20 protein-coding genes are annotated in these 25,713 nt (G+C 59.4%); 3 read left to right on the top strand and 17 right to left on the bottom strand.

Annotation, left to right across the window (positions count from 1 at the left end; translation table 11 throughout):
* Positions 1–224 precede the first annotated feature (224 nt).
* The 6 genes from EV130_RS13760 to EV130_RS13725 all read right to left on the bottom strand — a co-directional run bounded on the left by EV130_RS13760 (position 225) and on the right by EV130_RS13725 (position 8,141).
* Positions 225–2,393: a glycosyltransferase family 2 protein gene (locus tag EV130_RS13760; RefSeq protein ID WP_132660570.1), complete on the bottom strand. Its 2,169-nt coding sequence runs from the start codon at positions 2,391–2,393 to the stop codon at positions 225–227.
* Positions 2,378–3,682 carry a hypothetical protein gene (locus EV130_RS13755; protein WP_132550501.1) on the bottom strand — a complete coding sequence of 435 codons (1,305 nt, stop codon included), beginning with the start codon at positions 3,680–3,682 and terminating at the stop codon, positions 2,378–2,380. The genes EV130_RS13760 and EV130_RS13755 overlap by 16 nt, the downstream gene beginning before the upstream one ends.
* A 35-nt stretch (positions 3,683–3,717) precedes the next feature.
* Complete coding sequence (locus tag EV130_RS13750; protein ID WP_074061800.1) at positions 3,718–5,103, bottom strand: HlyD family secretion protein; 1,386 nt, start codon at positions 5,101–5,103, stop codon at positions 3,718–3,720.
* A gap of 1,829 nt (positions 5,104–6,932) precedes the next feature.
* Positions 6,933–7,247 (bottom strand): hypothetical protein, encoded by a 315-nt coding sequence (locus EV130_RS13735; RefSeq protein ID WP_074061801.1) that lies wholly within the window; start codon positions 7,245–7,247, stop codon positions 6,933–6,935.
* Positions 7,248–7,351: 104 nt separating this feature from the next.
* On the bottom strand, positions 7,352–7,774 hold the full coding sequence (locus EV130_RS13730) for a secondary thiamine-phosphate synthase enzyme YjbQ (RefSeq protein WP_074061802.1): 423 nt from the start codon (positions 7,772–7,774) through the stop codon (positions 7,352–7,354).
* Positions 7,775–7,787: 13 nt separating this feature from the next.
* Positions 7,788–8,141 carry a DUF1428 domain-containing protein gene (locus EV130_RS13725; RefSeq protein ID WP_074061803.1) on the bottom strand — a complete coding sequence of 118 codons (354 nt, stop codon included), beginning with the start codon at positions 8,139–8,141 and terminating at the stop codon, positions 7,788–7,790.
* Between the two features lie 369 nt (positions 8,142–8,510).
* Between EV130_RS13725 and EV130_RS13720 the strand changes: the two genes are divergently transcribed.
* The 3 genes from EV130_RS13720 to EV130_RS13710 all read left to right on the top strand — a co-directional run bounded on the left by EV130_RS13720 (position 8,511) and on the right by EV130_RS13710 (position 11,537).
* Positions 8,511–9,509, top strand: coding sequence for an ABC transporter substrate-binding protein (locus EV130_RS13720; protein ID WP_132660568.1), 999 nt, complete (start codon positions 8,511–8,513; stop codon positions 9,507–9,509).
* 116 nt (positions 9,510–9,625) lie between these two features.
* Entirely contained in the window at positions 9,626–10,513 is an 888-nt protein-coding gene (locus EV130_RS13715) for an ABC transporter permease (protein WP_074061805.1), read from the top strand.
* Positions 10,506–11,537: a quaternary amine ABC transporter ATP-binding protein gene (locus EV130_RS13710; RefSeq protein WP_132660566.1), complete on the top strand. Its 1,032-nt coding sequence runs from the start codon at positions 10,506–10,508 to the stop codon at positions 11,535–11,537. Before EV130_RS13715 ends, EV130_RS13710 begins: the two co-directional genes overlap by 8 nt.
* On the opposite strand, the gene EV130_RS13705 is transcribed toward EV130_RS13710, so the two are convergent.
* The 11 genes from EV130_RS13705 to dnaG form a co-directional block, all read right to left on the bottom strand.
* A complete protein-coding gene (locus tag EV130_RS13705; protein ID WP_074061807.1) occupies positions 11,534–11,932 on the bottom strand; it encodes a DUF427 domain-containing protein in 399 nt (132 codons plus the stop codon). The two genes, EV130_RS13710 and EV130_RS13705, sit on opposite strands and share 4 nt — an antisense overlap.
* A gap of 31 nt (positions 11,933–11,963) precedes the next feature.
* Complete coding sequence (locus tag EV130_RS13700) at positions 11,964–12,893, bottom strand: DMT family transporter (protein ID WP_132550507.1); 930 nt, start codon at positions 12,891–12,893, stop codon at positions 11,964–11,966.
* A gap of 71 nt (positions 12,894–12,964) precedes the next feature.
* Complete coding sequence (locus tag EV130_RS13695; protein WP_074061809.1) at positions 12,965–13,771, bottom strand: AraC family transcriptional regulator; 807 nt, start codon at positions 13,769–13,771, stop codon at positions 12,965–12,967.
* A 64-nt stretch (positions 13,772–13,835) separates the two neighbouring features.
* A complete protein-coding gene (locus EV130_RS32555; RefSeq protein WP_155774448.1) occupies positions 13,836–14,000 on the bottom strand; it encodes a hypothetical protein in 165 nt (54 codons plus the stop codon).
* A gap of 80 nt (positions 14,001–14,080) precedes the next feature.
* Positions 14,081–15,193 (bottom strand): DUF930 domain-containing protein, encoded by a 1,113-nt coding sequence (locus EV130_RS13690; protein WP_132660564.1) that lies wholly within the window; start codon positions 15,191–15,193, stop codon positions 14,081–14,083.
* A 167-nt stretch (positions 15,194–15,360) separates the two neighbouring features.
* Positions 15,361–15,654: a GYD domain-containing protein gene (locus EV130_RS13685; RefSeq protein WP_022714277.1), complete on the bottom strand. Its 294-nt coding sequence runs from the start codon at positions 15,652–15,654 to the stop codon at positions 15,361–15,363.
* 223 nt (positions 15,655–15,877) lie between these two features.
* Positions 15,878–17,932: an RNA polymerase sigma factor RpoD gene (rpoD, locus tag EV130_RS13680; RefSeq protein WP_022714276.1), complete on the bottom strand. Its 2,055-nt coding sequence runs from the start codon at positions 17,930–17,932 to the stop codon at positions 15,878–15,880.
* Positions 17,933–18,575: 643 nt separating this feature from the next.
* Positions 18,576–19,613 carry an L-threonine 3-dehydrogenase gene (gene tdh, locus EV130_RS13675; RefSeq protein WP_074061811.1) on the bottom strand — a complete coding sequence of 346 codons (1,038 nt, stop codon included), beginning with the start codon at positions 19,611–19,613 and terminating at the stop codon, positions 18,576–18,578.
* A 145-nt stretch (positions 19,614–19,758) separates the two neighbouring features.
* Positions 19,759–20,946: a glycine C-acetyltransferase gene (locus EV130_RS13670; RefSeq protein ID WP_074061812.1), complete on the bottom strand. Its 1,188-nt coding sequence runs from the start codon at positions 20,944–20,946 to the stop codon at positions 19,759–19,761.
* 220 nt (positions 20,947–21,166) lie between these two features.
* Positions 21,167–23,008 (bottom strand): DNA helicase RecQ, encoded by a 1,842-nt coding sequence (gene recQ / locus EV130_RS13665; RefSeq protein ID WP_420493353.1) that lies wholly within the window; start codon positions 23,006–23,008, stop codon positions 21,167–21,169.
* A 14-nt stretch (positions 23,009–23,022) separates the two neighbouring features.
* Positions 23,023–25,002 (bottom strand): DNA primase, encoded by a 1,980-nt coding sequence (dnaG, locus tag EV130_RS13660; RefSeq protein WP_074063235.1) that lies wholly within the window; start codon positions 25,000–25,002, stop codon positions 23,023–23,025.
* Positions 25,003–25,713: the final 711 nt, after the last annotated feature.

Here is a 25,713-nt window from a genome sequence, read left to right as displayed (position 1 = left end):
GTTGATTTTCCATCGCCATCGTTTATCTCACGGGAAACTCAAATTCTGTAAAAGTGAACTTCTTTGCCGGACCACAAGGCTCTTGCGGCGCTCGATACCGGCGTCGATGATCCGCTTGGATTGGGCAGTTTGGTTTAGTGCTGCACCATCTTGGAATCAGTCGAAGAATGCCATTAACTGATGTGACGGTGTGCATTAGGACCAAGCGCCTAAAGCCGTTCTGTTCATTCCGCCAGCGGCGGCCCAGCACTCGCCGCTCGAACCTGCAAAAGCGGCATGCTTGGTGCAAGGTCACGCCGCCTCTGCCACCGTCGCGGCGCCTGCCGCGATCTGACGCTGACTTCGTGCTTTTCGATGCTACCGAAAAGCTTCGAGGGGGGATTGAACGTCCGGCGCCAGAGGCCGCGGAGGGCGGCAAGCGGATAGGCGCGGGCGGGCATGGCCTGCGGCATCTCGCTGAACAGGCGCTGGATCATCTTCCGGCGGACATCCTCGGCGGTCTGCCGGATCTTCCAGTCGTAGCGGCGGTCCCGGACCGCAACGATCGCCATGGACAGGGCAAGGCGCGCAATATCGACGTCGCTGACCCTGGCCGCGACGTCGAAGTCGGCGAAGGGTGAAAAGATTAGAATGTCGCCTGCACTAATCTGCCTGGCCGTCCGATTGTCATGCAGCGTGATCTCGGCCTTGCTGATTGAAATTGTGTTAATCGTACAGGGCACAAGATTGCCGTCGCGTACAAGATTTGCCTGCCGTGCGAGGGGAAACCGGATGCTGTCAAGCGGCTCTCGCGGAAGCTCTATGCAGACGAGCAGGGAAACGAAGGCATAGACCATGACGACCATGCCCCAGGCTACACTGAAGCCGTCGAGATCGTTGTAGGTGCCCATCAGGGGACCGTTGAGCATACCCATGAATGTAAGGATGATGACCAGGAGGAACGTCCCGGCGATCGGGTAAAGGACATCGACGCGCGCCCGGTCCTCGCCTTTGGCCGTGACCTTGAACGGCCGCCCGAACGGATGAATGAGGGCGTGAATCAGGGCGATCGTGATGGGGACCGCCGACACCATTTGCGACACTTCGGTAAAGAGCGGCATGCTGCGCCGCCCGGAAACCCACGCATGAAATGCCCACATGCCGCCGACCATCGGAAGCGCGTAGAGGAAGAAGGCTTCCGGCTCCATCTGGATCGCCGGCAGGCCGAGGAAGTAGTAGAGGATGGGCGCTGCCATCAAAAGCAGGATGAACGGGCGGCAAAACCAGAAGAGCAGTCCGTGGAAATAATGCAGCCGTTGCAAGAACGTGTATCCACGGCCAAGAAACGGGCCATCACGGAGCAGCGCGACCTGAATGGTTCCGAGGCACCAGCGGCAGCGCTGGGTAATGTAGCCTGAGAGACTTTCGGCAGAGAGCCCGACGCTCAGGCGTTCGTTCAGCCAGCGGGTTTTCAGGCCCTTTTGCAGCAGCCGGTAGGTCAGGTGAATATCCTCCGTGACCGTTTCCTGCGGCATGCCGCCGATCAGGCCGAGCGCGTCGCGCCGAACGATGCAGGACGTGCCCACGCAAAAGGCGGCCCCCCATCCGTCCTTGGAAGGCTGCATGACGTCGAAAAAGATGCGCTGGTCGTCCACCCATGCCTTTGATGCCAGGAGGTTATGCTGGACGGGGTCGGCATTGTAGTAGAACTGCGGCGTCTGGATGACCCCGATTTGTGGATCGGCGAACTGGCCGACTGTGCGCTTTAGAATGGGGCGTTGCGGCGCAAAATCGGCGTCGAGAATGAGGATGAAGGGCGCGTTGGTCTCTTTCGCCGACTGCTGGATGGCATTGTTGAGATTGCCACCCTTGGCGCCCACATTGTCGTTGCGGCGCAGATATCGCACGCCAACTTCGGTGCAGTAATCCTCCAGCCAGTCGCGACGTCCGTCATCGAGCACCCAGACAGTGAAACTCTGATAGTCGATCGCCTTGGCGGCAAGGATGGTGCGTTCCAGAATGGATAGATCTTCATTATAGGTGCAGATGAAGACATCGACGGCCGGCGGCGATGCGGCGCCGGCGATAGTGAGTTCGCTCGCGTCTGCAGCCGCACCGTGGTCGGTCCGACGGAAGAAAAAGACGATCGAAAGAGCCGTATAGAAGATGACGACGATTTCGAAAGAGAGATAGGCGCGCGGCCACACCGCATAGGCGCTCCATTCGAAATCCGGCAGCGTCTTGGTGATGCGGAAATAGAGATAGTTCAACAACATGACGATGAGGATCATACCGAATATAACGCGATCCTTGCCCCGGCGGCTGTCGAGCAGCCAAGCGCAGCCCATGATGAGCGCAAGCGCCAGCAGCGAGAAGAGAATGGCGTCCGAGAGAGTGACTACTTCGGGGGACATGGACTATCCTTGCTGGTCAGCGACTGGCCCGCGCGGCCGAGGAAAGGGTTGAGGTCAAGCGCGGCAAGCACGGCCCAGCCGGTCGCCCCGATATGCGGTAGACGGTAATATTTGAAATCGCCGGGCAAGGAGTTCGGACCGACCTGAAGGCCTGTCGAAAGCTGCTCGTTGACCGTTGCATAGACGAGCCCGCCGGGCGTGACCTGGGCAGCGATGGTCTTGAACAATGGCTCGGCCTTTTCTGGCTGTCCGACAAGCCGCAGGACGAGTGCCGCCTGCGCTGTGCCTTCGAGCCAGATGCCGTCCCGGTCGCTGTTAAAGTCGAAGCCGCCATCGACGCCATGGTTCAGCTCGGTCCATTCCATGACTTGCCTTGCCTTTGTCTTGAAATCCGGCACAGCAATCAGCGGCCACAGTTCGGCATCGAGCCCTGACATCTCGACGTTCGGCGCGTTGCCGTCGGGCGCGCTGCCGATATAGAAGCGCCCCTCGCCGTCGTTCCACATGGCATGCAGGAACTTGAGCGCAGTGTCGCCGCGATAGGTCCAGTCGCCACCGGCGTCCAGACGCGCAAGCCAGCTGTCGGCGGCATAGACGTCGAGATTATGTTCCGTCGATTTCCAGGTCATGCGCTCAGGTGTCGGCTCATGGCCGAAAAATCCGCCGAAATAGCCAGGGTTTTGCGGATCTGCCGTGCTGCGGTGGATCCAATCCATGATCTTGCGCGCAGTGTCGAGGTAGGCAGGCTGCTCTGTCTCCTCGTAGGCCGTGAGCAGCGCCAGTGCGCCCCATGCAGTGCTGCCCGTCGCACTGCCGACCTGATAACCGTCCTCTATCCAGGAATTGCTGGCTGCACTCCAATAACCGGGCAGCAGCATTCCCTCCTTGCCGGGAACGACTGGACCGGACCGGTAGGCATTCCTCAGTCGTCCATCATGATAATGACGGTCCGTCTCGACGGCGAGCACGAGAGCATCGGCAATGCGGCGCGCTTCGGCCTTTCGCTTGCAGCCGTAAAACGCCATGAGCGCAAGAGCGTTGTCATAGGTAAAGCCGGTGTTTTCCAGAGCCGGATGGAGAGCCGACCCGCCGTTTGCCGGTTCGAAACTGCGCAGGACGAAGGGCTGCGCAGGATCGCCGCCCATGTGGGAAGCCAGCCCGTCGCAAAGCGTGCAGGCAAGTTTCTGATGTTCGCCATCGGCACGCGCCGGATATGTCTGCAGCACGATCACTGCCGCGGCGAGCAGCAGCAAGCGTCCTATGTTGATGGTCGATCTCAAATGCTTCATTGTGGAACCTCATCAATGCAGCGGCGAAACCGGCGTTACGGAATGGCGGGTTCGGCAGCGGCTGAGCGCGGCGACGTCGCCTTGTCAAAAAGCGCGGACGCCGAAAGCATCGTCCCGGGAGAGGCCAACCGGTCCATTGCCAGCTTCGAATAGCGGGCGATCCGGGAAACAATCGTTTCGCCCAAGGAGACGATCACATCCTCGCCGACATGGCATCCAAAGAATTTGTCGTTGCCTTGGTGCGCCGGAGCGCCGTCCTCGCCGGACGGTTCATCGATCTTGACGAGCACATAGACCTCGTGGCCCTCGGCTTGCGGAAACTTCGCGTAATAGCGATTTTCCGGACCTGAGTTGAAGTAGCGCACGATCTTGTAGATATGGGCGTCGCGCTTGACGCCGAGGCTGCGGAAATTGACCATGGCCGGCATGCCGATCTCGAGCGACGTCACATCGCGGCTGCGATAGACGGCCGCAGCAAAGGCCTCGTTACAGTCCAGCGATTTTGCCACCGGCTGACCCTGCATCACGAAATCGCCGAAGGATGCGTCGACGCTGACGATCTGGCCATGGCGCTCGGCGACGACCTCGGCGGCCCCGGTCTTGCCAAGCCGCCCTTCCTCCCGCGCAATCAGGTTTTCGACCTGCCGCTTGCGCTCCGTCATCTGGTTGATCTCGATTCTGTCTTCGGCGATCTCGCCGGCAAGCTTGGTGCGCTGCATTTCAAGCGTCAGCAGATTGGCTGCGACGGTACCGCCAGTGTAGATGTCGCGTTCGACGAGCGACAGGACGATCTCGTTGCGACGCAGTTCGCCGCGCGCGGAGTCGAGTTCGAACTGCGCTGCGTTACGCTTCTGGCGCTGCGGTTCGATGCTGGCCTCGGAAACAAGTTTCTTCTTCAGAAGCACCAGCTGCCTCTGCAGCAGGGCGTTCTGTTCATTGAGCCGAGCCTCGTAGGTCTGCACGTTGTAACGAGCATTCTCGATGATTGCCGAAAGCTCGCTGATCACGCCGTTCTTGACGTCCGCAATCTGGCTCTTGACCTTCTGGAGCTGGTCGGCACGTTCCTGAACGACGCTTCTCGTATTGTTCAGCTTTTCGGCAAGATCGAGCTTTTCGAGCCGCAAGCCGGTCAAAGACGTCTGGTCCTGGTTGGGATTGGAGACCGTCGCCATGACATCGCCAAGCTTGACCACCTGTCCGACCTGCAGAAAAATCCTGTCCACCCTGCCGTAAATTGGCGAGGCGATCATCTGCACAGGCGCATTGATGACCGCGCGCGTGGAGACAATGAAAAACTGATTGGGGATCATCGCCACAGCGATCGTGATAATCAGCATAAAGGCGAACACATAGCCAAGCGCCCTTGATACTGAAAGTATCTTATGATCACGCGGATCAAGTAATAGAGTTTCGTCCTTCATTTTCGCCAATCCCGACTTTTACACTGCAGGCCGAATTGAAGGGCGTTTCCATGTATATTTTTTATTAATTATATTTTATACCGATGAAAATCGACTATGCAAACTAATTTTTTACGCAATTACGAATAACTAGATTCAGTATTGCCACGACAAGCATCTCTGCGACTACGATACATATGTATTTTTTGTGTAGTCGATACAATTATCGCGGATGAACTCGGACGAGCTCCCAGTTTTATCGAAAACGGTCGACTAGAATGCTTTGATTTTACGTGATTTTTGTGACGCACCCGAAGGAACGTGCCATAGGCACCTCGTCCCTCAACTGTCGAAGCGGGTCGCAGACAATCAGAAAGAGAAAAGCCCGCCATCTGAGAAACAGGCGGGCTTCCTATTACTTCACTGTTGCGCCGGAGGCGTTGCCGGTGGGGTTGCCGGTGCCGGTTCCGTAGCCGGCGGCGTTGCCGGTGCCGGAGTTGCCGGGGCCGGCTCAGTTGCCGGTGGCGTTGCCGGTGCGGTCGACGTTGCCGGTGGCGTTGTAGCTGGCGGCTGAGTCGTTGTTGTCTCGCCGGCGGGCGGTGTGGCTGGCGGTGCACTGGTGCGCGGCCAGTAAATCGCTGCAAGGGCTATGATTACAACAACAGCCGCGATACCGATCCACATTGCCCATGGTGACCGGCGGTCGCTGCCCGGTGTCGAACGAACATCCGGGCCAGGTCTATTAAAATCATTGGTCATAGTAGTCCTCCTGTACACTCTAAAACTACGGAGTGCATAAAAGGTTCCATGCGATGTTATGATGCGATGCTCGAATATTGAAACACCGCCTTATTTTCGAATGCTATTTCACTTCTGGCATTCGCAAGACGGTGTCTGCCGCACATCTCATCGCGAGCGATTATACCATCTTTTGCTCTTCCGACCGCAAAAAAGGAGGAGTTCGATATTCGAAAGGTGATTTGCGCTCTCAGTGATGCCGTGGCAGCATTCGCCTCCAGCATCCCGGCTTTAGCAGCCAGCATGACTGTTACCGAACAAGCATGAAAATCGTGCCCATGGGAGGGATACATGTCCGATCAACTGCCGATGTTCATCCTGCAATCGATCGTTATCTTCGGCCTCGTCGGCGCGCTGTTCATTCGCGCGTGACCTGTCTGGCGACCGGTGACCTTGGTCTTGGCCGCGCGCGTTCCCACGAGAAGATGGCGCGTGGCAAGGTTGGCGCCCGCCGATGGCGTCCACTCCGTTCTCGCAGGCTTGATCGCCGGACCGTTGATGTTGCACGAGGCAACTCGCGGCACGACGCAGCACCGACGACGGCCATGCCATCGGCGCCCGTCCTGAACGTGACGGCTTGAGAATAGTCCGATTGGCATTTTGCTCAGCCCTAGTCGAAAAAGGCCGATCGTCGGTGACGACGCAGCCTCCGGCATTTTTTCAAAGAAGGCATCAAGGCCGCCTGCTGCATGATCTCGCTGGCGATCTTCAAGCTCTTGATAGAGATCTTCCGCTCATGCGCATCCGCCGGTATTTCGGGTCGATCAGCGGCGCAGCCGCCGGATCGTTTAAAAAAACATTCCCGAACACAAAAGCGTACCGGAATTGACAAAAGTGCACTTTGCAGCCGTACTCGGCGGTACTAATGAGATGAACGTCGCTTCTTCTTTTCCCCGAAGCGGCCTAGAACTCAGCCTCGCCCGTCGCGAGGCTTTTTTCATTATTGCGGCCGCAAACCAACAATAAGAAACCGCCTTTGCCGTGATCCGAGGAGAATTGGCAAAGGCGGTTCTTGTGCCGCCGCGTCTCAAAGACCGGCGGGGTGCTACTTTTTAGCGGCGGATCAGCGGGCAGCCGCGGACGTTCGCGAAGGTCATGCGGTCCCAGCCGCGGCGGTCACGGCCGGCAACGACGACGCGGCGCGGTGTGACGTTGACGACGCGCACGTCGCGAAGGCCAGACCAGCGGGCCGCGCGGACAGCCATGATCGGCGAGCAACCGCGATAGACCGCTGGCCGACGATGATACTGGACGTCGATGACAGCGCCGCGCTCAAGACCCGATGCGGCGGCAGTCGAGACGCTGGCGGGGATGGAAGCAATGGCAAGCAATGCGGCTAACGAGACCTTGGCAATGAAATTGGTCATCGAATTTCCCTAGTTTCAAAGAACGATCGAACTCCCGTTGCGGGGATGATCCGACTATAGAGAGCTAAACTGAATGGTGTTCGAACTGCCTATTCAGGTTCGGTTCAGGTGCTCATGTGCAGCACGATTTCGCGGCGATGAGGACGGTCGCGATGCTCGAAGAGATAAAGCCCCTGCCAGGTGCCAAGCACCATCTTGCCGCTCGTAACAGGAATGCCGAACGAAACCTGTGTCAGCGCCGCCTTGATATGGGCGGGCATGTCATCTGGACCTTCGCTCGTGTGGACAATCCAGCGCATCGATGGGTCAGACGACGGCGGCACGAGCCGGCGGAAGAAGGTACTGAGATCGGTCTGCACATCCGGGTCGGCATTTTCCTGGATCAAGAGCGAGCAGGAAGTGTGGCGCACGAAGACAGTGAGCAAGCCTTCGCTCACGCCAGTAGCTCGGACGAAGCCCTCAGCCTGGTCGGTGAATTCATAAAGCCCCTGCCCCTGGGTAGACACGGAGATGATCGCCTGGGGCATAGGACTTCCTTCTTCAAAGTTCGACGACAGTTTCGAAGCCGCCGTAGATCATTCGCTTGCCATCAAATACCGTTTTCCATTCATCGCCTTGCAGGCGTGGATCGGACATGACCTTGGCCACTATATCGTCGCGCTCCTTCCGCGATCCATAGACGATCCAGGAAAACCCAACCACTTCGTCTTCCTTCGCCATCACCGCACGCGGAAAGGAGGTGAGTTCGCCATAGGGCACGTCGTCGGCAAGGCACTCGACATATTTGAGTGCACCATGCTCCTTCCAGATCGAGCCGGCGAGATTCGCCAACTTCTTGTAAGCCTCGATATTGGCTTTCGGAACAGCCACGACGAATCCGTCGATGTAAGGCATTGTCGTACTCCTATCTCCTGTTGACGATCATAGGACGGGTGGCGGGGGCAAGACCCGACAGTATGGTTGAGAAAATATGCGCGATCGGCTGATTTCCAGTCCCGCGGCGTCCCCCGCTTTGGCAATACCCACGCAAAAGACGCGTTTCTTTCTGTTGGATCTGCCGCCAAAACTTGCGGCTATTGGAACGATTGTTCCGATCGCGACAGAAGGCCTGGTCAGCCATTGAAAGAAAGCGTCAATGCGCCATTTTTTGACGCAAACGGAATGGCCCATAGCGCATGAAAGCATGCTCAATGGGCTTGCTTGCGGACGCGGTGCCGCAGGCGCCCGGGTTCACGTCACACCGCGACCAGAGGGAACAAGAAAATGAATGCACTTTTGGCTTCAACCGTCCTTGCCGCCGGCCTTGTCGGCCTTGGCAGCCCAGCTTCGGCTGCGGAGTGTGGCAACGTCACCATCGCGAGCATGAACTGGCAATCCGCCGAAGTTGCCGCAAACCTCGACAAGATCATTCTCGAGGAAGGTTATGGATGCACCGCCGAGATCGTCAGCGGCGACACGGTTCCCACGCTCACATCAATGGCTGAAAAGGGTGAGCCGGATGTCGCACCGGAAGCCTGGGTCAGTCTCCAGCCGGAACTCGTGAAGCGCGGCCTGGAGAGCGGCAAGGTCGTCGCCGCCTCGAAAATCCTTTCGGACGGCGCGATCCAGGGCTGGTGGATCCCGAAATACGTCGCCGAAGCCCATCCGGACATCAAGACGATCCCTGATCTCTTCAAGCATCCCGAACTCTTCCCTGCTCCCGAAGACAAGAGCAAAGGTGCCGTCTTCAATGGCCCTCAAGGCTGGGGCGGAACGGTCGTGACCTCGCAGCTCTTCAAGGCCTATGGCGGCGACAAGGCCGGCTTCACGCTGGTTGATACCGGTTCGGCAGCCGGCCTGGACGGTTCGATCGCCAAGGCCTACGAAGGCAAGCAGCCCTGGGTCGGCTACTACTGGGCCCCGACCTCGCTGCTCGGGAAATATGAAATGGTGAAACTCGGCTATGGCACGGAATACGATGCGGAGGAATGGAAGCGCTGTACCTCGGTTGCTGATTGCCCCGATCCCAAGCCGAACGCCTGGCCGGCCGACGACGTTCAGACGCTCGTGAGCAAAAGCTTTGCCGATCGCGCCGGCCCGGCCATGGATTACCTCAGCAAGCGCGCCTGGACGAACGACACCGTTAACAAGCTGATCGCCTGGATGACCGACAACCAGGCGACCGGCGAAGACGGCGCCAAGCACTTCCTGAAGGAAAACGAAGCCCTGTGGAAGGAATGGGTCTCTCCGGAAGCCGCCGAGAAGATCAAGGCTTCCCTCTGATCCCACATGATAGGCAGCAGGCGGTGCTTGACATCCAGCCACCGCCAGCCCGATCCTTTTGCGCGGCGGCCACAAGAAGACCAGGGCCGCCGCCGCTTTAGCCATGGGGAACGAACATGGACTGGCTCTGGAAATTTCCGACGATGGATGCCGACACGCTGCGCGTTCTGAAGAAGAACGTGGACGAAGGCTTCCGCGCTTTTACCCGCGCTTACGGCGACAGCATCGAAGGGCTGTTCAGCCCGCTGCAAAGCTTTCTGATCTGGGCTGAAAGGCTGCTCACCGGCACACCCTGGCCGCTGGTGATTTTGGCCGTCGCCGGCATTGCCTGGCTTGGGAGCCGCAATTGGAAGATTGTCATCGGCTGCGCCGCGACGCTTCTGCTGATCGGCTGGTTCGACATGTGGGAAGATACGATGAAGACCGTTTCGATGATCTTCGTCTGCACGGTGCTTTCGGTCGCGATCGGCATACCGATCGGCATCGGCATGTCGCGTTCCGACCGGCTCCAGAATGCCGTCAATCCGGTGCTCGACGTCATGCAGACCATGCCGAGTTTCGTCTATCTGATTCCCGTCGTCATGCTGCTCGGCATCGGCCGCGTGCCCGGCGTAATCGCCGTCGTCATCTATGCCTTACCGCCGATGATACGCCTCACCAATCTCGGCATCCGCATGGTCGACAAGGACGTGCTCGAAGCGGCCGACGCCTTCGGCTCATCGAGCTGGCAGAAGCTGCGCAACGTCCAGCTCCCCTTGGCATTGCCGACCATCATGGCCGGCATCAACCAGACGATCATGATGGCACTCGCCATGGTCGTCATCGCTTCGATGATTGGCGTCCAGGGCCTCGGCCAGCCGGTCCTCAAGGCCATTGCCAACCAGTACTTCACCCTCGGCGTCTTCAACGGTCTCGCCATCGTCGGCATCGCCATCATCTTTGACCGCATCAGCCAGGCCTATGGTCTCAGGCTGCAGAAGCACCGGGAAATCGTGCATGGCTAGTCAGTCGATTGAAATACGCAATCTCTACAAGATTTTCGGCCCGCGTGGCGGCGATTTCATCGAAGCTGTCACCCAAGGCATGTCGAAAACCGAGCTTAACAAGGAGCACGGGCATGTCCTTGGGCTGAAGGATATCAACATCTCCATTCCCGGCGGCAGCATCACCGTCATTATGGGGCTTTCGGGTTCCGGCAAGTCGACGCTGATCCGCCATATCAATCGGCTGATCGACCCTACAGCGGGCGAAGTCCTCTATGGCGATACCGACATCTGCAAGATGAGCGAAGAGGAGCTCCGCCAGTTCCGCCGCCGCAGGACGGCGATGGTGTTCCAGAAGTTCGGCCTTCTGCCGCATCGCAACGTGCTGCAGAACACCGCCTACGGGCTGGAAATACAGGGCCTGCCGAAGGGCGAGCGCGAAGAGCGTGCCAATGTCTGGATCAAGCGCGTCGGCCTCGACGGATTTGCCGGGCATTATCCGAACCAGCTTTCAGGCGGCATGCAGCAGCGTGTCGGCCTTGCCCGTGCACTGACCAACGATGCCGAGATCCTCTTGATGGACGAGGCCTTTTCAGCCCTCGACCCGCTGATCCGCGTCGACATGCAGAGCGTGCTGCTCGACCTGCAGAAGGAACTGAAGAAGACCATCGTCTTCATCACGCACGATCTCGACGAGGCATTGCGGCTTGGCGACAAAGTCGCCATTCTGCGCGATGGCGAGCTCATCCAGCAGGGCTCGGCCGCCGATATCGTGCTCAATCCCGCAAACGACTATATCGCGGCCTTCGTCAAGGAGGTAAATCGCAGCCGCGTCATCCCAATCGAAGCGCTGATGGAGCCGCTCAGCAATCCCGCAAGCGACTCCGTCATCCGCATCCCCGGCAAATCGACCGTGGAGGAAGGTATGCGGATGATGACCGAAAGCAACGTCATGCACGCGACCGTCACCGGCGCTGATGGCCTTCCCGCAGGCCGCGTGTCGCTCGAAGGTCTTGTGCGCTGTCTTGTCGGGACGGCACTCTAAAACTCGCCTGCCTCAGGCGCCTGCAGTTCTTCGATCGAATCCACGCGGTCCGGATAGAACGCCATACGGTCCTTTATTTCACGCATCGCCGCATGCGGATTTTCATAGGTCCAGATGGCGTTCTTCGAGCGCTCGCCGCCAGGGGTGATGCTGTAATAGGAAGCCTCGCCCTTGTAAGGGCAATAAGTCGAGTGGTCGGTGCGTTGAAGCAGCGACATGTCGACATCCTTGCGCGGAATATACTGCACCGGCGGGTAGGAAGCCTCGCGCAATGTCAGTGCATCGCGCGTATCAGCGACGACCTTGCCGTCGAGCTTGACGACGACACGTGCTGGATTGTGGTCTACGGTGATCGGATGATCAGGTCCGGGAATCTTGATCGGCTTGTCTGACATGAGCGTTCGCCTTCGAAAGATTGCACGGTCCCTACATAGGGTCGTACCCGGCGCTTCCCAAGGGGTGACGGTCACGCGCACCGCACCGGGCTAGCGCACAGACGCCGAGCCCCAAAATGGCGGCGAGCACACAGGCGGCGCCGAAAACCTCATGAAAGCCGACAGGCTCGCCGAGCAGCACGAAGGCAAAAAAGATGGCGGAGACCGGAGCGACTGCCGTAAACAGCGAAGCCTCGCTGCCGCTGACGCGCTCTAAGCCCGCGTACCACAAGATGAAGCCACCGACGGTCGGCACCAGCGCATAATAGACGACGGCCGAGAGCACCACTGCGGTAAAGCCGCTTGCGGCATGGCTTTCGAAGAGAGCCGGAATGCCGGCAACGAGGAAACCGATACCGGTCATCAGCGCCGACTGCGTGAGCGGCAGGATCTCGCTTTGCATGCGCTTGTTGAGAAGAATGAACAGCCCCTCGCAGATGACGGCGCCGAGGATCAGCGCATTGCCGGCCAGTGAGCCGCCTGCGGGCGCGCCCGGCGACACAGCGACCCAGAAGACGCCGAAAGCAGCGAGCGCGATGGCAATCAGCAGGAAGCGGTGCGGCCTTTCGCCGAGAATGAGGATCGAGATCACCGCCGAGACGACTGGCAGCGTGCCGATGATGACGCCGGCATTCGTCGCCGACGTCAGCTGCAGGCCGGAGATCAACAATGTCGTATAGCCGACGCTGCCCGCCCCTGCCTGCGTCACCAGGATGAACCAATCGTGGCGCGACAGTTTCGGCAGCCGCGATCGGGTAAGTCGCATCAGAAGCAAGAAGAAGGGAAAGGCCGCAGCAAAACGCAGGGCCGTTGCCGTAAACGGCGGAAGGCCTGATGCGATGATCTTGCTGGCAATAACCGTGCTGCCGACCGTGATCATCGCCAGCGTCAGATAGATGTAGCCCTGGAGCGCTTTTGTCATGGGATCCTCCGTTTCGAAGGACGGACAAAACCGCAAAGACGAAGAGGCTTCTTGAACGAAATTGCAGGTCGTCAGGCAAACGCGGTGGCATAGACCCGCGGCGTGAGGCCATATTTTGCAGTGAAGACGCGTGTCATGTGGCTCTGGTCGGCAAAGCCGCTGGCGAAGGCAGCTTCGGCAAGTGGCGTGCCCGAAGCGATCAGGCGGCGAGCCATATGTATCCGCACCTGGACGAGATAGGCATGCGGCGTCATGCCGGTTGCTCTGGCAAAACCGCGCAGCACCTGAAACCGGCTAAGCCCGCTTTCCCGCGCAAGGTCGGCAAGCGAGACATTGGCGAGGGGATCACCGTCGATCAGGCTTTTCGCCTTGCGGATGGTGCAAGGCGCCATGCGCGCCACTTCCGGCATCGGCTGTTCGCGCATCACATCTGCGACGACGACGAGGAGCAGTTCTTCGCATGCAAGATCATCCTGTGTGGAGCTGCTGGTGATTGCGGCAAAGAGGCTTGCGAAGCGGCTTGCAAGGACGCTGTTTCGGATGACCGGGCGCGGAATTTCCGCGCGAATCACACTTTCTTCGTCGGCCTCCTGTGCGAGATCGCCGATGATCGCCGGATCGAAATAGAGCATGCGCCACGACCGCCCCTTCCCGATCGGTGCGCCGTCATGAACCTCGTTCGGATTGACGGTGATAAGATCGCCCGCTTCCGCCTCGACCATGCCGCAGCCACTCAGCGACTTCTGCGCACCGGAGACAATCAGGCCGATGCCGAACTGTTCATGCGTATGGCGTGCGAAACTGTGGCGCGTTTCCGCTTCCACGGCCTCCACCCCGGCCATCGCCGAACGGCGCATCGTGAACTGACTTTTGGCCACGCAGCGTCTCCTTCCGGCCGGACTGTGCCAGCGGCAGGCGAAGGACGCAACGTCTTTGCAGCGATTAATGAAGTGTTTCAGGCCGGATTTCGCCGGAGAGAATTTTCAGGGCGTCTTCGAGCGCTGCGACCAGAATATCGGTCAGCTCATCACCCTTGTTTTCGAGGAACGCCAGACTTGCGGCCTCGTCCTGCATTTCGAAGAAGCGCTCGATTTCATTCGACATCATCGTCCTTTCATTCACCGGAACATTCAGCGATGAAAGCAGACTATGGAAGCCTGCTTGCGCAGGGCTGGTGCGAGCCCGTGTCAGAACTCCGGAAGATTGCGGCTCCGCCACAGGCTGGGCGGGATCGGATCACCGACATCGATGGCAAACGAGACGATCTTGGTTACGCCCTCGTCCACCTCGCAGCGGAATTGAACGTCGTACCAGCCCTCGCGCGTACGAAAGGCACCGCGCCGGACATCGAGCACCGTACCGCGCGGCAGCGCGTAAGTGGGAACCATTACAGGATTGTAGGCCGGCGCTCCGTGAACCAGTTGCTCACGAAGCTCGGTGCTGCAAAGCTGCGCGGCCCTCCTTCCGCGCGGCAGGTTGCCCATGGCGGTCCGGGCGATCGGATCATTAGTTTCATTCTGCGAAAACAGCGTCTTTGCTTCCTTCAGCTCGGTAGGCTTTTCAGCCTTTGTCGTTTCCGTATGGTCGATCTTGCCTCGGTCCGCAGGCTTGGCCTGTTCGAAACCGATTGTCGCCTTGTCTCCCGCGCCAGCTGCAGGCCCGTCGTTTTGCGGGTCGATATTGGCCACATCCACTTCAGGCACATTGACATCGTCCGGCACTGGGTTTGCCGGCGGCTGGTCGGTGACGGGAGGCTTTGCCGCGGCCGATGCGGCAGGCTTGGGCTCATCCGGTATCAGCTTGTCCGGCGGCGTCACCGGTGGCTTGCCAGCCTCGGCCGAAGCATTGCCCGTTTTTGATTTGCGCGGGCCGCTATCCTTGTCGCCGAATTCGAAGACGGTCCTCAGGACGGGTATCTGTCCCTTCCCTTCCTTGCCGGAGGGATCGTTCCCGGCTTCGGATTTCGGCGGTTCGGACGGCTTCTCTTGCGGCTTGGCTTCCGGCGGCGGAGGCGCCGGCGGTTTCTGCTCGGCCTTCTCCTCGATCTTCGGCAGTTCGGGAGGTTTTTCCGGCGGCTTTTGCGCTTCCGCTTTCCTTTCCTCGGCCTTCTTCTCCTCCGGCTTCCTTTCCTCTTCCGGCGGAGGCACGAGATCGACGTTGACCGTCTCCTCTTCTGGCGGCTGCGGCGTTTTTTCAGGCAGCTTCACCAGGAAAAACGCAACGACGGCAATATGCAGCGCGATCGAGGCTGCGACACCCCAACTGATTTCCCCCCAGCGCTTTGCGACGATCTTCTGCATGCCCGCGAATTTTGTTCTCCGACAAGGTAGGGATGTGGCCTTTTAAGAAGGCAGCATCAAGCCGCAAAACAAAAAAGTTCCTTGCCGCGCGACCAAGCGAAGGCCGCGCGGGCGATCGTCCACATCCTTTCACCTTTACGAGGCTGCGATTCGCAGGCTGCTCGCCGCTAGCCGAGCGAGCCTATGATTTCGCGATAGGCAGCCTCCGGAAACGCCTTCAGCGTTTTCGTACGAACGTTGCCGGCCGTCGCAAGCTGCAGCGTGAAGCGCGCCATCACCGCGTCGTCCGGCGCCTCACATATGGAGACCATGTCGTATTCACCCATCGTCAGAAAGAAGTCCTTGAAGGAGCCGCCCATCTCTCCGAGCGCCTTCTTTGCCGCGTCCAGCCTTTTTGCCGAGTCGCGTGCACTGCGAACGCCTTGATCCGTCCAGTTGATAAGCATGACGTAAGTGGTCATTGCACACCTCCCCACGGAGGGTTTTGGTCCACGCAGGTATGTGGCGACCTTCGCTCATCCGCTGCGGCCGGTCCCTTCCCCCGTAACATTTGCACTATACCATTAGGGCGAGCCGAAAGCGACGGAATGTCTGGCAACCCAAAAAGAAAGAGCCGGGACAGGCCCCGGCTCTTCGATCATCGAGGAGTCAATTGCAAGGCTGTCATCGCAGCCCGCAGCGCTCTTAGCTGTCCAGGAAGCTGCGGAGTTTTCTGGAGCGGCTCGGATGCTTGAGCTTGCGTAACGCCTTCGCCTCGATCTGGCGGATACGCTCGCGGGTGACCGAAAACTGCTGGCCGACTTCCTCGAGCGTATGGTCTGTGTTCATGCCAATGCCGAAGCGCATGCGCAGCACGCGTTCCTCGCGCGGCGTGAGCGAGGCGAGAACACGCGTCGTTGTCTCGCGCAGGTTCGCCTGGATGGCGGCGTCGATCGGCAGAAGCGCGTTCTTGTCTTCGATGAAATCGCCGAGGTGTGAATCTTCCTCGTCGCCCACGGGGGTTTCAAGCGAGATCGGCTCCTTGGCGATCTTCAGGACCTTGCGGACCTTTTCGAGCGGCATGGCGAGCTTTTCGGCCAGTTCCTCCGGTGTCGGCTCGCGGCCGATTTCATGCAGCATCTGGCGGGACGTGCGGACGATCTTGTTGATCGTCTCGATCATGTGCACCGGAATGCGGATCGTGCGCGCCTGATCGGCGATCGAGCGGGTGATCGCCTGGCGGATCCACCAAGTCGCATAGGTCGAGAACTTGTAGCCGCGGCGGTATTCGAACTTGTCGACCGCCTTCATCAGGCCGATATTGCCTTCCTGAATGAGGTCGAGGAACTGCAGGCCGCGGTTGGTGTACTTCTTGGCGATGGAGATGACGAGGCGAAGATTCGCTTCGACCATTTCCTTCTTGGCGATGCGCGCTTCGCGCTCGCCCTTCTGCACCATGTGCACGATGCGGCGGAATTCCGAAATCGAGATGCCGGTTTCCGTGGCGAGGTTCTGGATCTCCTGGCGGATGTCGCGGATCGTCGTGTTCTCGCCCTTGGCGAATTCCTTCCAGCCGCGCGCAGCCAGATTGCCGATCGACTTCATCCAGTTCGGATCGAGCTCGGCACCTTGATACTGCTCCAGGAACGAGTCTCGCTTGACGCCGTAGGATTCAGCCAGACGCAGCAGGCGGCCTTCGTTTTGAACGAGGCGCTTGTTGATGTCGTAAAGCTGCTCGACCAGAGCCTCGATGCGGTTCTGGTTGAGCGATAGCGACTTGACGGCCTTGATCAGTTCGTCCTTGAGTTCCTTGTAGCGGCGCTCTTGGGCAGAAGACAGCGTGCCGGTCGCGGCAAGGCGCTGCTCGACCTGCTGGTCCTGCAGCTTGCGCAGCTTCTTGTAGGTTTCGGCGATAAGGTCGAGCGTTTCCATGACCTGCGGCCGCAGCTCTGCTTCCATGGCTGCGAGCGAGAGGTTGGATTCGTCTTCGTCCTCTTCCTCTTCCTCTACCGGCATGCCTTCACCGCCGACATCGGTGATGTCGTCGTCGCCGGAACGCATGCGGCGGGTCTTTTCCTTCTCTTCGGCAGCCTTGCGGTCTGCCTCGATCTTTTCAGGGCTCTGGAACTGCGGGGCGGCCTTGGCTTCAGGACCGGAATATGTCGTTTCGAGATCGATGATCTCGCGAAGCAGGGTCGTGCCCTCGTTCAGTTCGTCGCGCCAGATGATGAGTGCCTGGAAGGTGAGCGGGCTTTCACAGAGCCCGGCGATCATGGTTTCCCGTCCGGCCTCGATGCGCTTGGCGATGGCAATTTCGCCTTCGCGCGACAGGAGCTCGACGGAACCCATCTCGCGAAGGTACATGCGCACCGGATCGTCGGTACGATCGGTCGGCTCTTTCTTCTTTGCGGTTGCGAGCGCGGTGCCGCCGGAAGGTGCGAGTTCGCCGCCTTCGCTCTCGTCATCACCGCCCGCGTCGTCGTCGTCACCGCCGCTTTGGCCTGCCTCTTCGGCCTCTTCGTCTTCGATGACATTGATGCCCATATCGGACAACATCGCCATGGTGTCTTCGATCTGCTCGGACGTCACTTCCTCGGACGGAAGAACGGCATTCAGTTCGTCCATCGTCACGTAGCCGCGTTTCTTCGCGGCCTTGATCATTTTCTTGACCGCGTCATCGGAAAGATCGAGAAGAGGGCCGTCGGATGCGCCGTCGCGTTCGACTTCCGCTTCTTCGTTCTCTTTGACCTTGGTTACCATTTATATCGTCGCCTTCCTGACGCTATTCAAACTCGCTGCGGTGAACGGACCCCGAAGCCTGAGTGCGCAAACCCAAGCCTCGAATCACCTTACTCACCTAACGAGATGACCTTTAAAGCCCAATTAACCACGATCGCTGATGCCGGACGACAGAGCTTTAGTGCTTCGAAATTTCCGGCCATGGTTATGTGCGATCCGCCTCGACCCAGTTCACCGCTTTTCAAGTCGAACGGTGATTCCCACAATTTTCGCTCCCGTCAAGCTTTTCCACAAAAAAAGCCGTCGAAAACACGGAAAAAGCCTTATCCACAGGCTAGGAACCGCTCAAGCGATTGCTTCGCTTAGATAGGATGTCACCGCAAGAAGACAAGGGGAGCAAGAATTCTGGCTTGGCAACGAGAGATCTTCCTGGTTTTCAGCTGCCGTTGCAGAATACCCGCGCCCATAGCTATCTCGAAGCATGGGCGACGGCCTTTCTTCCGGCGTGTGCAGCTTTCGCTTGTCGCGCGATACGAAAGCAAGCAGGCCGCCTCGCCCACAGCAGGGCGAGCAATTGCAGTCGATCGCCGTCTTCCAAGTCTCCGTCCACCTCGAATGCGACCTTGCCGCAGTCGCAGCTTCATTGGTAGATCATCGCTTTCCCTTAGTTCCAATCCATCACGACCTTGCCGGAATTGCCCGAGCGCATCGCCTCGAAGCCCTCCTGGAATTCGTCGATCTTGATGCGGTGCGTGATGACCGGCGACAGGTCGAGCCCGCCTTGCACGAAGGCGATCATCTTGTACCAGGTCTCGAACATCTCGCGACCGTAGATGCCCTTGAGGTTGAGCATCTTGAAGATGACCTTGTTCCAGTCGATCTCGAAACCAGCCGGCGCGATGCCGAGGATTGCGATCTTGCCGCCATTGTTCATCTTGTCGATCATGTCGCGAAATGCGGGTGCTGCACCCGACATCTCCAGGCCGACATCAAAACCCTCCGTCATGCCGATCGCCTTCATGACATCGGCGAGATTCTCCTTCGACGCATCGACGACGTAGTCGATGCCGAGTCTGCGCGCCAGATCCAGCCGGTGGGGGTTGATGTCGGTAATGACGACTTTGCGGGCGCCGGAACGTTTGGCGACGAGCGCGCCCATGATGCCAATCGGGCCTGCACCGGTGACGAGCACGTCCTCTCCGACGAGATCGAAGGAAAGCGCTGTATGAACCGCATTACCGAAGGGATCGAAGATCGCGGCGATCTCGTCCGGAATGTCGTCCGGGATCGGCACGACATTGGCTTCCGGAATGCAGACGAACTCACCGAAGGAGCCGGGACGGTTGACGCCGACGCCAAGCGTATTGCGGCAGAGGTGCCCCCTGCCGGCGCGGCAGTTGCGACACTTGCCGCAGACGATATGGCCCTCACCGGAGACCCGCTCGCCGACATGGTATCTGGTGACGGCAGAACCGATCTCGGCGATCTCGCCGCAGAACTCATGACCGACGACCATCGGCACCGGAATGGTCTTCTGCGCCCACTGGTCCCAGTTCCAGATATGGACATCCGTACCGCAGATCGCTGACTTCTTGACACGGATAAGAACGTCATTCGGCCCGACCTCGGGAACCGGGACGCTTTCCATCCAGAGCCCGACTTCCGGTTTCGACTTGACCAGCGCCTTCATCATATTCGACATTCGAGGATTCCCGTTCGATGGTGCCCAGCTTGGCTGCTTCCCTTCTCCCCTCGGGGAGCGCGGCACAGGGTTAATTGCTCTTCATTTCGTTGAGAACGTCGCTGACGCTTCGGTCCCCCTCATCTGTCCTTCTGACATGGCAGCGTCAAATGACGCCGAGTTCCCTGCCCGATTCCGCGAAAGCCGCAACCACCCGCTCGACATCGGCCCTGGAATGCGCTGCCGACATCTGCGTGCGGATGCGCGCCTTTCCCTTGGGCACGACCGGGAAGGAAAAGCCGATGACGTAAATGCCCTTCTTCAGCATCAACGCCGCCATGTCCTGTGCGAGCTTGGCATCGCCGAGCATCACCGGAATGATCGGATGCCCCTCGCCCGCCAGCGTGAAGCCGAGCTTGGTCATCTCGGCGCGGAAGTGCGAAGCGTTTGCTGAGAGTTTTTCGCGCAGTGCGTTGCCGTTCTCGATCAGGTCAAAGACCTTGAGCGAGGCGGCGGCAATGACCGGTGCAAGCGTATTGGAAAAGAGATAGGGCCGCGAGCGCTGCCGCAGCCAGTCGATGATCTCGGCCTTTGCCGAAGTATAACCTCCCGAAGCGCCGCCGAGTGCCTTTCCAAGCGTGCCGGTGATGATATCGACACGGCCCTCGACGCCGCAATGTTCCGGTGAACCGCGGCCATGCCTGCCGACGAAGCCGACGGCATGGCTGTCGTCGACCATGACCATGGCGCCGTATCGCTCCGCGAGATCGCAGACACCTTGCAGGTTGGCGATGATGCCGTCCATCGAGAACACACCGTCGGTCGCGATCATCTTGAAACGGCTGCCTTCGGCCTTCTTCAACTCCTCTTCCAGCGCCTTCATGTCGTTGTTGGCATAGCGGAAACGCTTGGCTTTGGAGAGCCGCACGCCGTCGATGATCGAGGCATGGTTAAGCGCATCGGAGATGATTGCATCCTCCTCTCCAAGCAGCGTCTCGAACAAGCCGCCATTGGCATCGAAACAGGAGGAATAAAGGATCGTGTCCTCCATGGCGAGGAACGACGAAATGCGGGATTCGAGCTGCTTGTGCTCCTCCTGCGTACCGCAGATGAAGCGGACGGAGGCCATGCCGTATCCATAACGCTCAAGCGCTCGTTTGCCCGCCTCGGCCAGCTCGTCGTTATCGGCAAGGCCCAGATAGTTGTTGGCGCAGAAGTTCAGCACGCGCTCGCCGGAAGCGATGGAGATTTCGCCGGCTTGCTTCGAGGTGATGACGCGCTCGGACTTGTAAAGGCCGGCATCCTTGATCGCGGAGAGTTCGCCGCGCAGATGGGAGATGAATTGCGAGGTCATTGACGGTCTTTCTTCCGATACTTCCAACTGTCGCCGAGTTAGCATATTGCCATCGGCTTGTCTTGTTCAGCACTGAACCGATCCGGTTGGAAGCTCCCTTCCGGACAGCTGGCACGTAAAACCCGTCCTCGATTTCGCCGATCGACCTCGCTCGGCATTGCGGTAACAAATTGACTGAGTTCAGTCACTGGAAAGGCCGCCGCGACCACCCTATTGCGGTCTAGTCGTTGTTTGCCAGAATGACATTTAGAAAAGCATCGCCATAGCGCTCGAGCTTCGATTGCCCTACCCCTGAGATGTTCAGCAGCTCCTTCCGGTTTTTTGGCCGTTCGGTGGCGAAGGCGATCAGAGTCGTGTCGGGGAAGACCACATATGGCGGAACGCCAAGGGATCTGGCAATTAAGGTGCGCTCGGCCCGAAGGGCTTCGAAGAGAATGCCGTCGGGGCCGGAAAGGCCGGAGCTGCGCTCTCTACGTTCGGGTTTCTTCATGCGTCGTTCCGAGGCCGGGCGGTCCTTGCGGAAGAAGACCTGGCGTTCATGCTTGAAGACGGCGCGAGCATCCGGCTCCAGCTTCATCGCGCCATAGGCTTCATGATCGATGCGGATCAGACCCATGGCAAGGAGCTGGCGGAAGACGGATTGCCAGGTTCGGGCCGGGATATCCTTGCCTGCGCCGAAGACCGGCATGCCGACATGGCCGAAGCGCTCGGTCTTTTCATTGGCATTGCCGAGGAGCACATCGATCACATGGCCGGTGCCAAAACGCTCGCCGGTACGATAGACGGCGGCAAGCGCCTTGATTGCCGCTTCCGTCCCATCCCAGGTTTCGACAGGCTTCAGGCAGGTATCGCAGTTGCCGCAATTGCCGGCATGCGCTTCGCCGAAATGCCCAAGGATCGCCTGGCGGCGGCAGGAAGCCGTTTCACAGATGGCGAGCAGCGCGTTGAGCTTGCCGCGTTCGATGCGTTTGATCTCATCGGCCGCGTTACCTTCGTCGATCATGCGGCGGCGCTGGATGGCGTCGGCCATGCCATAGGCCATCCAGACCTCCGACGGCAGGCCGTCGCGCCCAGCACGGCCGGTTTCCTGGTAATAGGCCTCGATCGAGCCCGGCAGGTCGAGATGGGCGACATAACGAACATTCGGCTTATCGATTCCCATACCGAAGGCGACTGTGGCGACGAGGCAAAGCTCGTCTTCCTTCAGGAACGCATCCTGATTGGCATCGCGCAGCGACCGATCCATGCCGGCATGATAGCCAAGCGCGCGGATGCCCTGCGCGTTCAGCCAATCTGCCGTGTCTTCGACCTTGGCGCGCGAAAGGCAGTAGATGATGCCGCTATTGCCCTTGTGCCTGGAGAGGAACCGCAGGAGCTGCTGGCGCGGCTGATCGCGTTCGACGATTTCGTAGGAAATGTTCGGCCGGTCGAAGCTGGTGGTGAAAACCTTGGCGTTGTTCAGCGCCAGCCGTTCGATGATGTCGTGGCGGGTGTGCGCATCGGCGGTAGCCGTCAAGGCGATGCGCGGTACGCCCGGATAGTGTTCGGCAAGCCTGCCGAGTTCGCGATATTCCGGGCGAAAGTCATGCCCCCATTGCGAGACGCAGTGCGCCTCGTCGATCGCAAAGAGCGCGATCTTCGCACTGCCGATCATCTCTCTGAAGCCGTCCATGAGGATCCGCTCAGGCGTGACATAAAGAAGATCGAGCTGACCCGCCGATAGTGCCCGGCGAACGTCGATGAATTCTTCGCGGGAGAGCGACGAGTTGAGCGCTGCAGCGCGGATGCCGAGCTGCTTCATTGCCTCCACCTGATCGCGCATCAGGGCAATCAGCGGCGAAACGACGATACCGACGCCGTCGCGGCAGAGCGCCGGGATCTGGAAGCAGAGCGATTTGCCGGCGCCCGTGGGAAAGAGCACCACGGCATCGCCACCTGCCACGAGCTGATCGATCACTTGCTGTTGCTTGCCGCGAAACGCGGGATATCCATAGACGCGCTTCAGGATAACGAGCGGATCCGGGCCATTGTCGAAGAGCGCACCTGCGGCCGAAAATGACATGTCGCCGCCATCCATCAATGGCTCGCCGCACCCTTCACGCGGCCGGAAAGCACGCCGAAACCATCGATGATGGCTTCCTGGTTCTCCAGCCGGAGACCTTCAAAATGGACTTCCTGCAGCGCGCGCATCAATTGGTCGATGACATCGCCGTCTCCGGCTTCCGTTGCCTCGGCGATCTCGCGTTCAAGTTCGATCTTCTGCCAGCGAAGCGCCTTGGCGCGCTTGTGGAAGGCAAGCGCCTGGCGGTAGCCCTCGCGAGCATCCTCCATGGCCGCCTCCTCCGTCGCGATCCAGAGGCGCGCGTTGCGGATCTGCTGCTCCAGGCTCTTGAGGAGCGCGCCGAAGCCCTGCTCCTCCAGCCGGTCGATCAGGTATTCGCGCGTCAGATGCGGCCCGGCGACGGCCGCCGCAGCACCGAGCACACCTGACCATAGTCGCTGAAGCTCGCGGTTGTCGTAATCGATCGAGGCGATTTCATCGTACTCGTCCTGCATCAGGGTGGGATGATTGACGATCGTGAGCGCCAGCACGCTTTCGCGCAAGGCCGGAATTTCCTGATGCCCACGCACGAGGCCCGAACGCGCAAGGCGCTCGGAAACGCCGCCGCCGGAAATGCGCGCGCCACGCGCCTCCTGCCCGCCGCGTCCGGCTTGCCGGCCGCCGCGATCGAAGCTCCGGCGCTCGCCACGGTTTTGGAATTGCGGCTGAAAGAATGCGCTGAGCCGGTCCCGGATGTCCTGCTGATAGTGGCGTCGGACATTTTCGTCGACGATGACGGCGACCATCTGCTTCAGCCGGGCTTCGAGTTCGGCGCGCGCCTCCGGAGTATCGAATTTTCCCGTGTTGATCTCGCGGCTCCAGAGCATCTCGGCGAGCGGCTTTGCCTGGTCCATCACCTTGTCGAACGCCGCACGGCCATCATGGCGCACGAGGTCGTCCGGATCCTTGCCATCGGGCAGCAGCGCAAAACGCACGGTTCGGCCGGGCTTCAGATGCGGCAGTGCCAAATCTGCAGCGCGGTTTGCTGCGCGGATGCCGGCGTTGTCGCCATCGAAGCAGAGCACTGGTTGCGGTGTCATTTTCCAAAGCAGTTCGAGCTGGTTCTCGGTAAGAGCAGTACCGAGCGGCGCAACGGCATTTTCGATGCCGGCCTGATGCAACGCGATGACGTCCATATAACCTTCGACGGCGATGATGGTGCCGGCACCGTCTGCGCCTTGGATCGCTCGCCGGGCGCGTGCGAAATTGTAGAGCACATTGCCTTTGTGGAAGAGCTCGGTCTCGTTGGAATTGAGATATTTCGCTGGCGCATCCGGCGACATCGCGCGCCCGCCAAAGGCGATCACCTTCTCCCGCGACGAGAGGATGGGAAACATGATGCGGTCGCGGAAGCGATCGTAGCTGACCGGCACGTCGGGACCATAAACCACAAGACCGCAGGCTTCGATCTGCTCCTTGGCAACGCCCTTGCCGGCCAGAAACTCCTTGAGCGCATTGCGGCTGTCCGGTGCAAAGCCGAGGCGGAAGGTTTCGATTGTCCGGCCCGTCAATCCGCGGTCGCGCAGGTATGCCCGCGCCCGCGCGCCGTTCGCCGTCTGCAATTGGTCCTGAAAGAACAGCGTCGCCAGTTCCATGACGTCTTGAAGCGTGCCGCGCTCCTTTTCGCGCTTCTCCATGACGGGATCGGCGATCGGCATGGCGACACCCGCCATATCGGCGATCTGCTGAACGGCTTCGGGGAAACTCATGCCCTCAAGCTCGGTCAGGAATCGGAAATGGTCTCCAGTTACGCCGCAGCCGAAGCAGTGATAGCGGCCCTTGCGGTCCTCGCAGTGAAAGCTCGGTGACTTCTCGCCGTGGAACGGGCAGCAGGCCCAGTAGTCGCCGCGCGAAACATTGGTCTTGCGCTTGTCCCAGCTCACGCGACGGCCGATCACATCCGAGATCTGGACGCGGTCGCGTATCTCATCGAGAAAGGAATTGGAAAAGCGCATATGAACCTCTTGGACAACCATCATATACGCAGGTTTGGACGAGCCTGCCACGAACTTCGGGCAAAAGACGCGCTATTCACAGGCTTGACGCCTCGCCTTTGAATTGACGGCGACGCCTGGGTGCCTAGAAGCAAGCGAACATTTAGATGCAGCGCGAGGCATGTTCACAAGCAGTTCGTCCTCCTAAAGGACGAAACGAGTAGCAAGGAAACATCGAGGTGACATGGAGTTTTCCAAAAAGCAGCCGCCGCATCTGCGCCACTTTGCCAGCAACAGAAGCATTGAAAAATCGCCTCTGAAAGCACCGGGAAAAACAATCAAAAAAACGTGAAAGCCTGCAGCTGAAGGGGTGCGACAACTGTGCACGCCGAGCGCCTGTCCGCAATCCGGACAGACCAAACAAGCCTTCGGCAAGGCACGCGTCACGACAAATAAGATCATTGATTATCAGTCGTTTAGTTCGCATGAAAGGTGATCGCGGGGCCAAACTTGGCACTGCCGGCGCGATCTGTTCATCCACATGCAAAACGCGCACGATCGAATTATTATATTTTTGTAATTTGAATCCTCTGCTGCATCGCAATAGGCTCCGTCCCAACAAGCGATCCCCGAGCGAGGCTCCATCCCTACCCCCGGCGCCGCCTCGCAAGGGTGCCTTTGCAAATACGCCGCTGGTTTGGGTCTCGGCCTGCGTCGCCAGCGACAAGCAAA

Source organism: Rhizobium azibense, assembly GCF_004342325.1.
Taxonomy (GTDB): Bacteria; Pseudomonadota; Alphaproteobacteria; order Rhizobiales; family Rhizobiaceae; genus Rhizobium; species Rhizobium etli_B.
Note: the sequence above shows the minus strand (reverse complement) of the source record. Positions and strands in the feature narration are given on the sequence as shown.

Excerpts from the sequence above, each read along its gene's own strand:
- dnaG (WP_074063235.1), bottom strand. The coding sequence starts at position 25,002 with ATGCGCTTTTCCAATTCCTTTCTCGATGAGATACGCGACCGCGTCCAG.
- EV130_RS13720 (WP_132660568.1), top strand. The coding sequence starts at position 8,511 with ATGAATGCACTTTTGGCTTCAACCGTCCTTGCCGCCGGCCTTGTCGGC.
- recQ (WP_420493353.1), bottom strand. The coding sequence starts at position 23,008 with ATGTCATTTTCGGCCGCAGGTGCGCTCTTCGACAATGGCCCGGATCCG.
- EV130_RS13705 (WP_074061807.1), bottom strand. The coding sequence starts at position 11,932 with ATGTCAGACAAGCCGATCAAGATTCCCGGACCTGATCATCCGATCACC.
- EV130_RS13685 (WP_022714277.1), bottom strand. The coding sequence starts at position 15,654 with ATGACCACTTACGTCATGCTTATCAACTGGACGGATCAAGGCGTTCGC.
- EV130_RS32555 (WP_155774448.1), bottom strand. The coding sequence starts at position 14,000 with ATGATGTCGAATGAAATCGAGCGCTTCTTCGAAATGCAGGACGAGGCC.
- EV130_RS13760 (WP_132660570.1), bottom strand. The coding sequence starts at position 2,393 with ATGTCCCCCGAAGTAGTCACTCTCTCGGACGCCATTCTCTTCTCGCTG.
- EV130_RS13730 (WP_074061802.1), bottom strand. The coding sequence starts at position 7,774 with ATGCCCCAGGCGATCATCTCCGTGTCTACCCAGGGGCAGGGGCTTTAT.
- EV130_RS13700 (WP_132550507.1), bottom strand. The coding sequence starts at position 12,893 with ATGACAAAAGCGCTCCAGGGCTACATCTATCTGACGCTGGCGATGATC.
- EV130_RS13690 (WP_132660564.1), bottom strand. The coding sequence starts at position 15,193 with ATGCAGAAGATCGTCGCAAAGCGCTGGGGGGAAATCAGTTGGGGTGTC.
- rpoD (WP_022714276.1), bottom strand. The coding sequence starts at position 17,932 with ATGGTAACCAAGGTCAAAGAGAACGAAGAAGCGGAAGTCGAACGCGAC.
- EV130_RS13755 (WP_132550501.1), bottom strand. The coding sequence starts at position 3,682 with ATGAAGCATTTGAGATCGACCATCAACATAGGACGCTTGCTGCTGCTC.
- EV130_RS13710 (WP_132660566.1), top strand. The coding sequence starts at position 10,506 with ATGGCTAGTCAGTCGATTGAAATACGCAATCTCTACAAGATTTTCGGC.
- EV130_RS13715 (WP_074061805.1), top strand. The coding sequence starts at position 9,626 with ATGGACTGGCTCTGGAAATTTCCGACGATGGATGCCGACACGCTGCGC.
- EV130_RS13670 (WP_074061812.1), bottom strand. The coding sequence starts at position 20,946 with ATGACCTCGCAATTCATCTCCCATCTGCGCGGCGAACTCTCCGCGATC.
- EV130_RS13735 (WP_074061801.1), bottom strand. The coding sequence starts at position 7,247 with ATGACCAATTTCATTGCCAAGGTCTCGTTAGCCGCATTGCTTGCCATT.
- EV130_RS13750 (WP_074061800.1), bottom strand. The coding sequence starts at position 5,103 with ATGAAGGACGAAACTCTATTACTTGATCCGCGTGATCATAAGATACTT.
- tdh (WP_074061811.1), bottom strand. The coding sequence starts at position 19,613 with ATGTCGAATATGATGAAGGCGCTGGTCAAGTCGAAACCGGAAGTCGGG.
- EV130_RS13725 (WP_074061803.1), bottom strand. The coding sequence starts at position 8,141 with ATGCCTTACATCGACGGATTCGTCGTGGCTGTTCCGAAAGCCAATATC.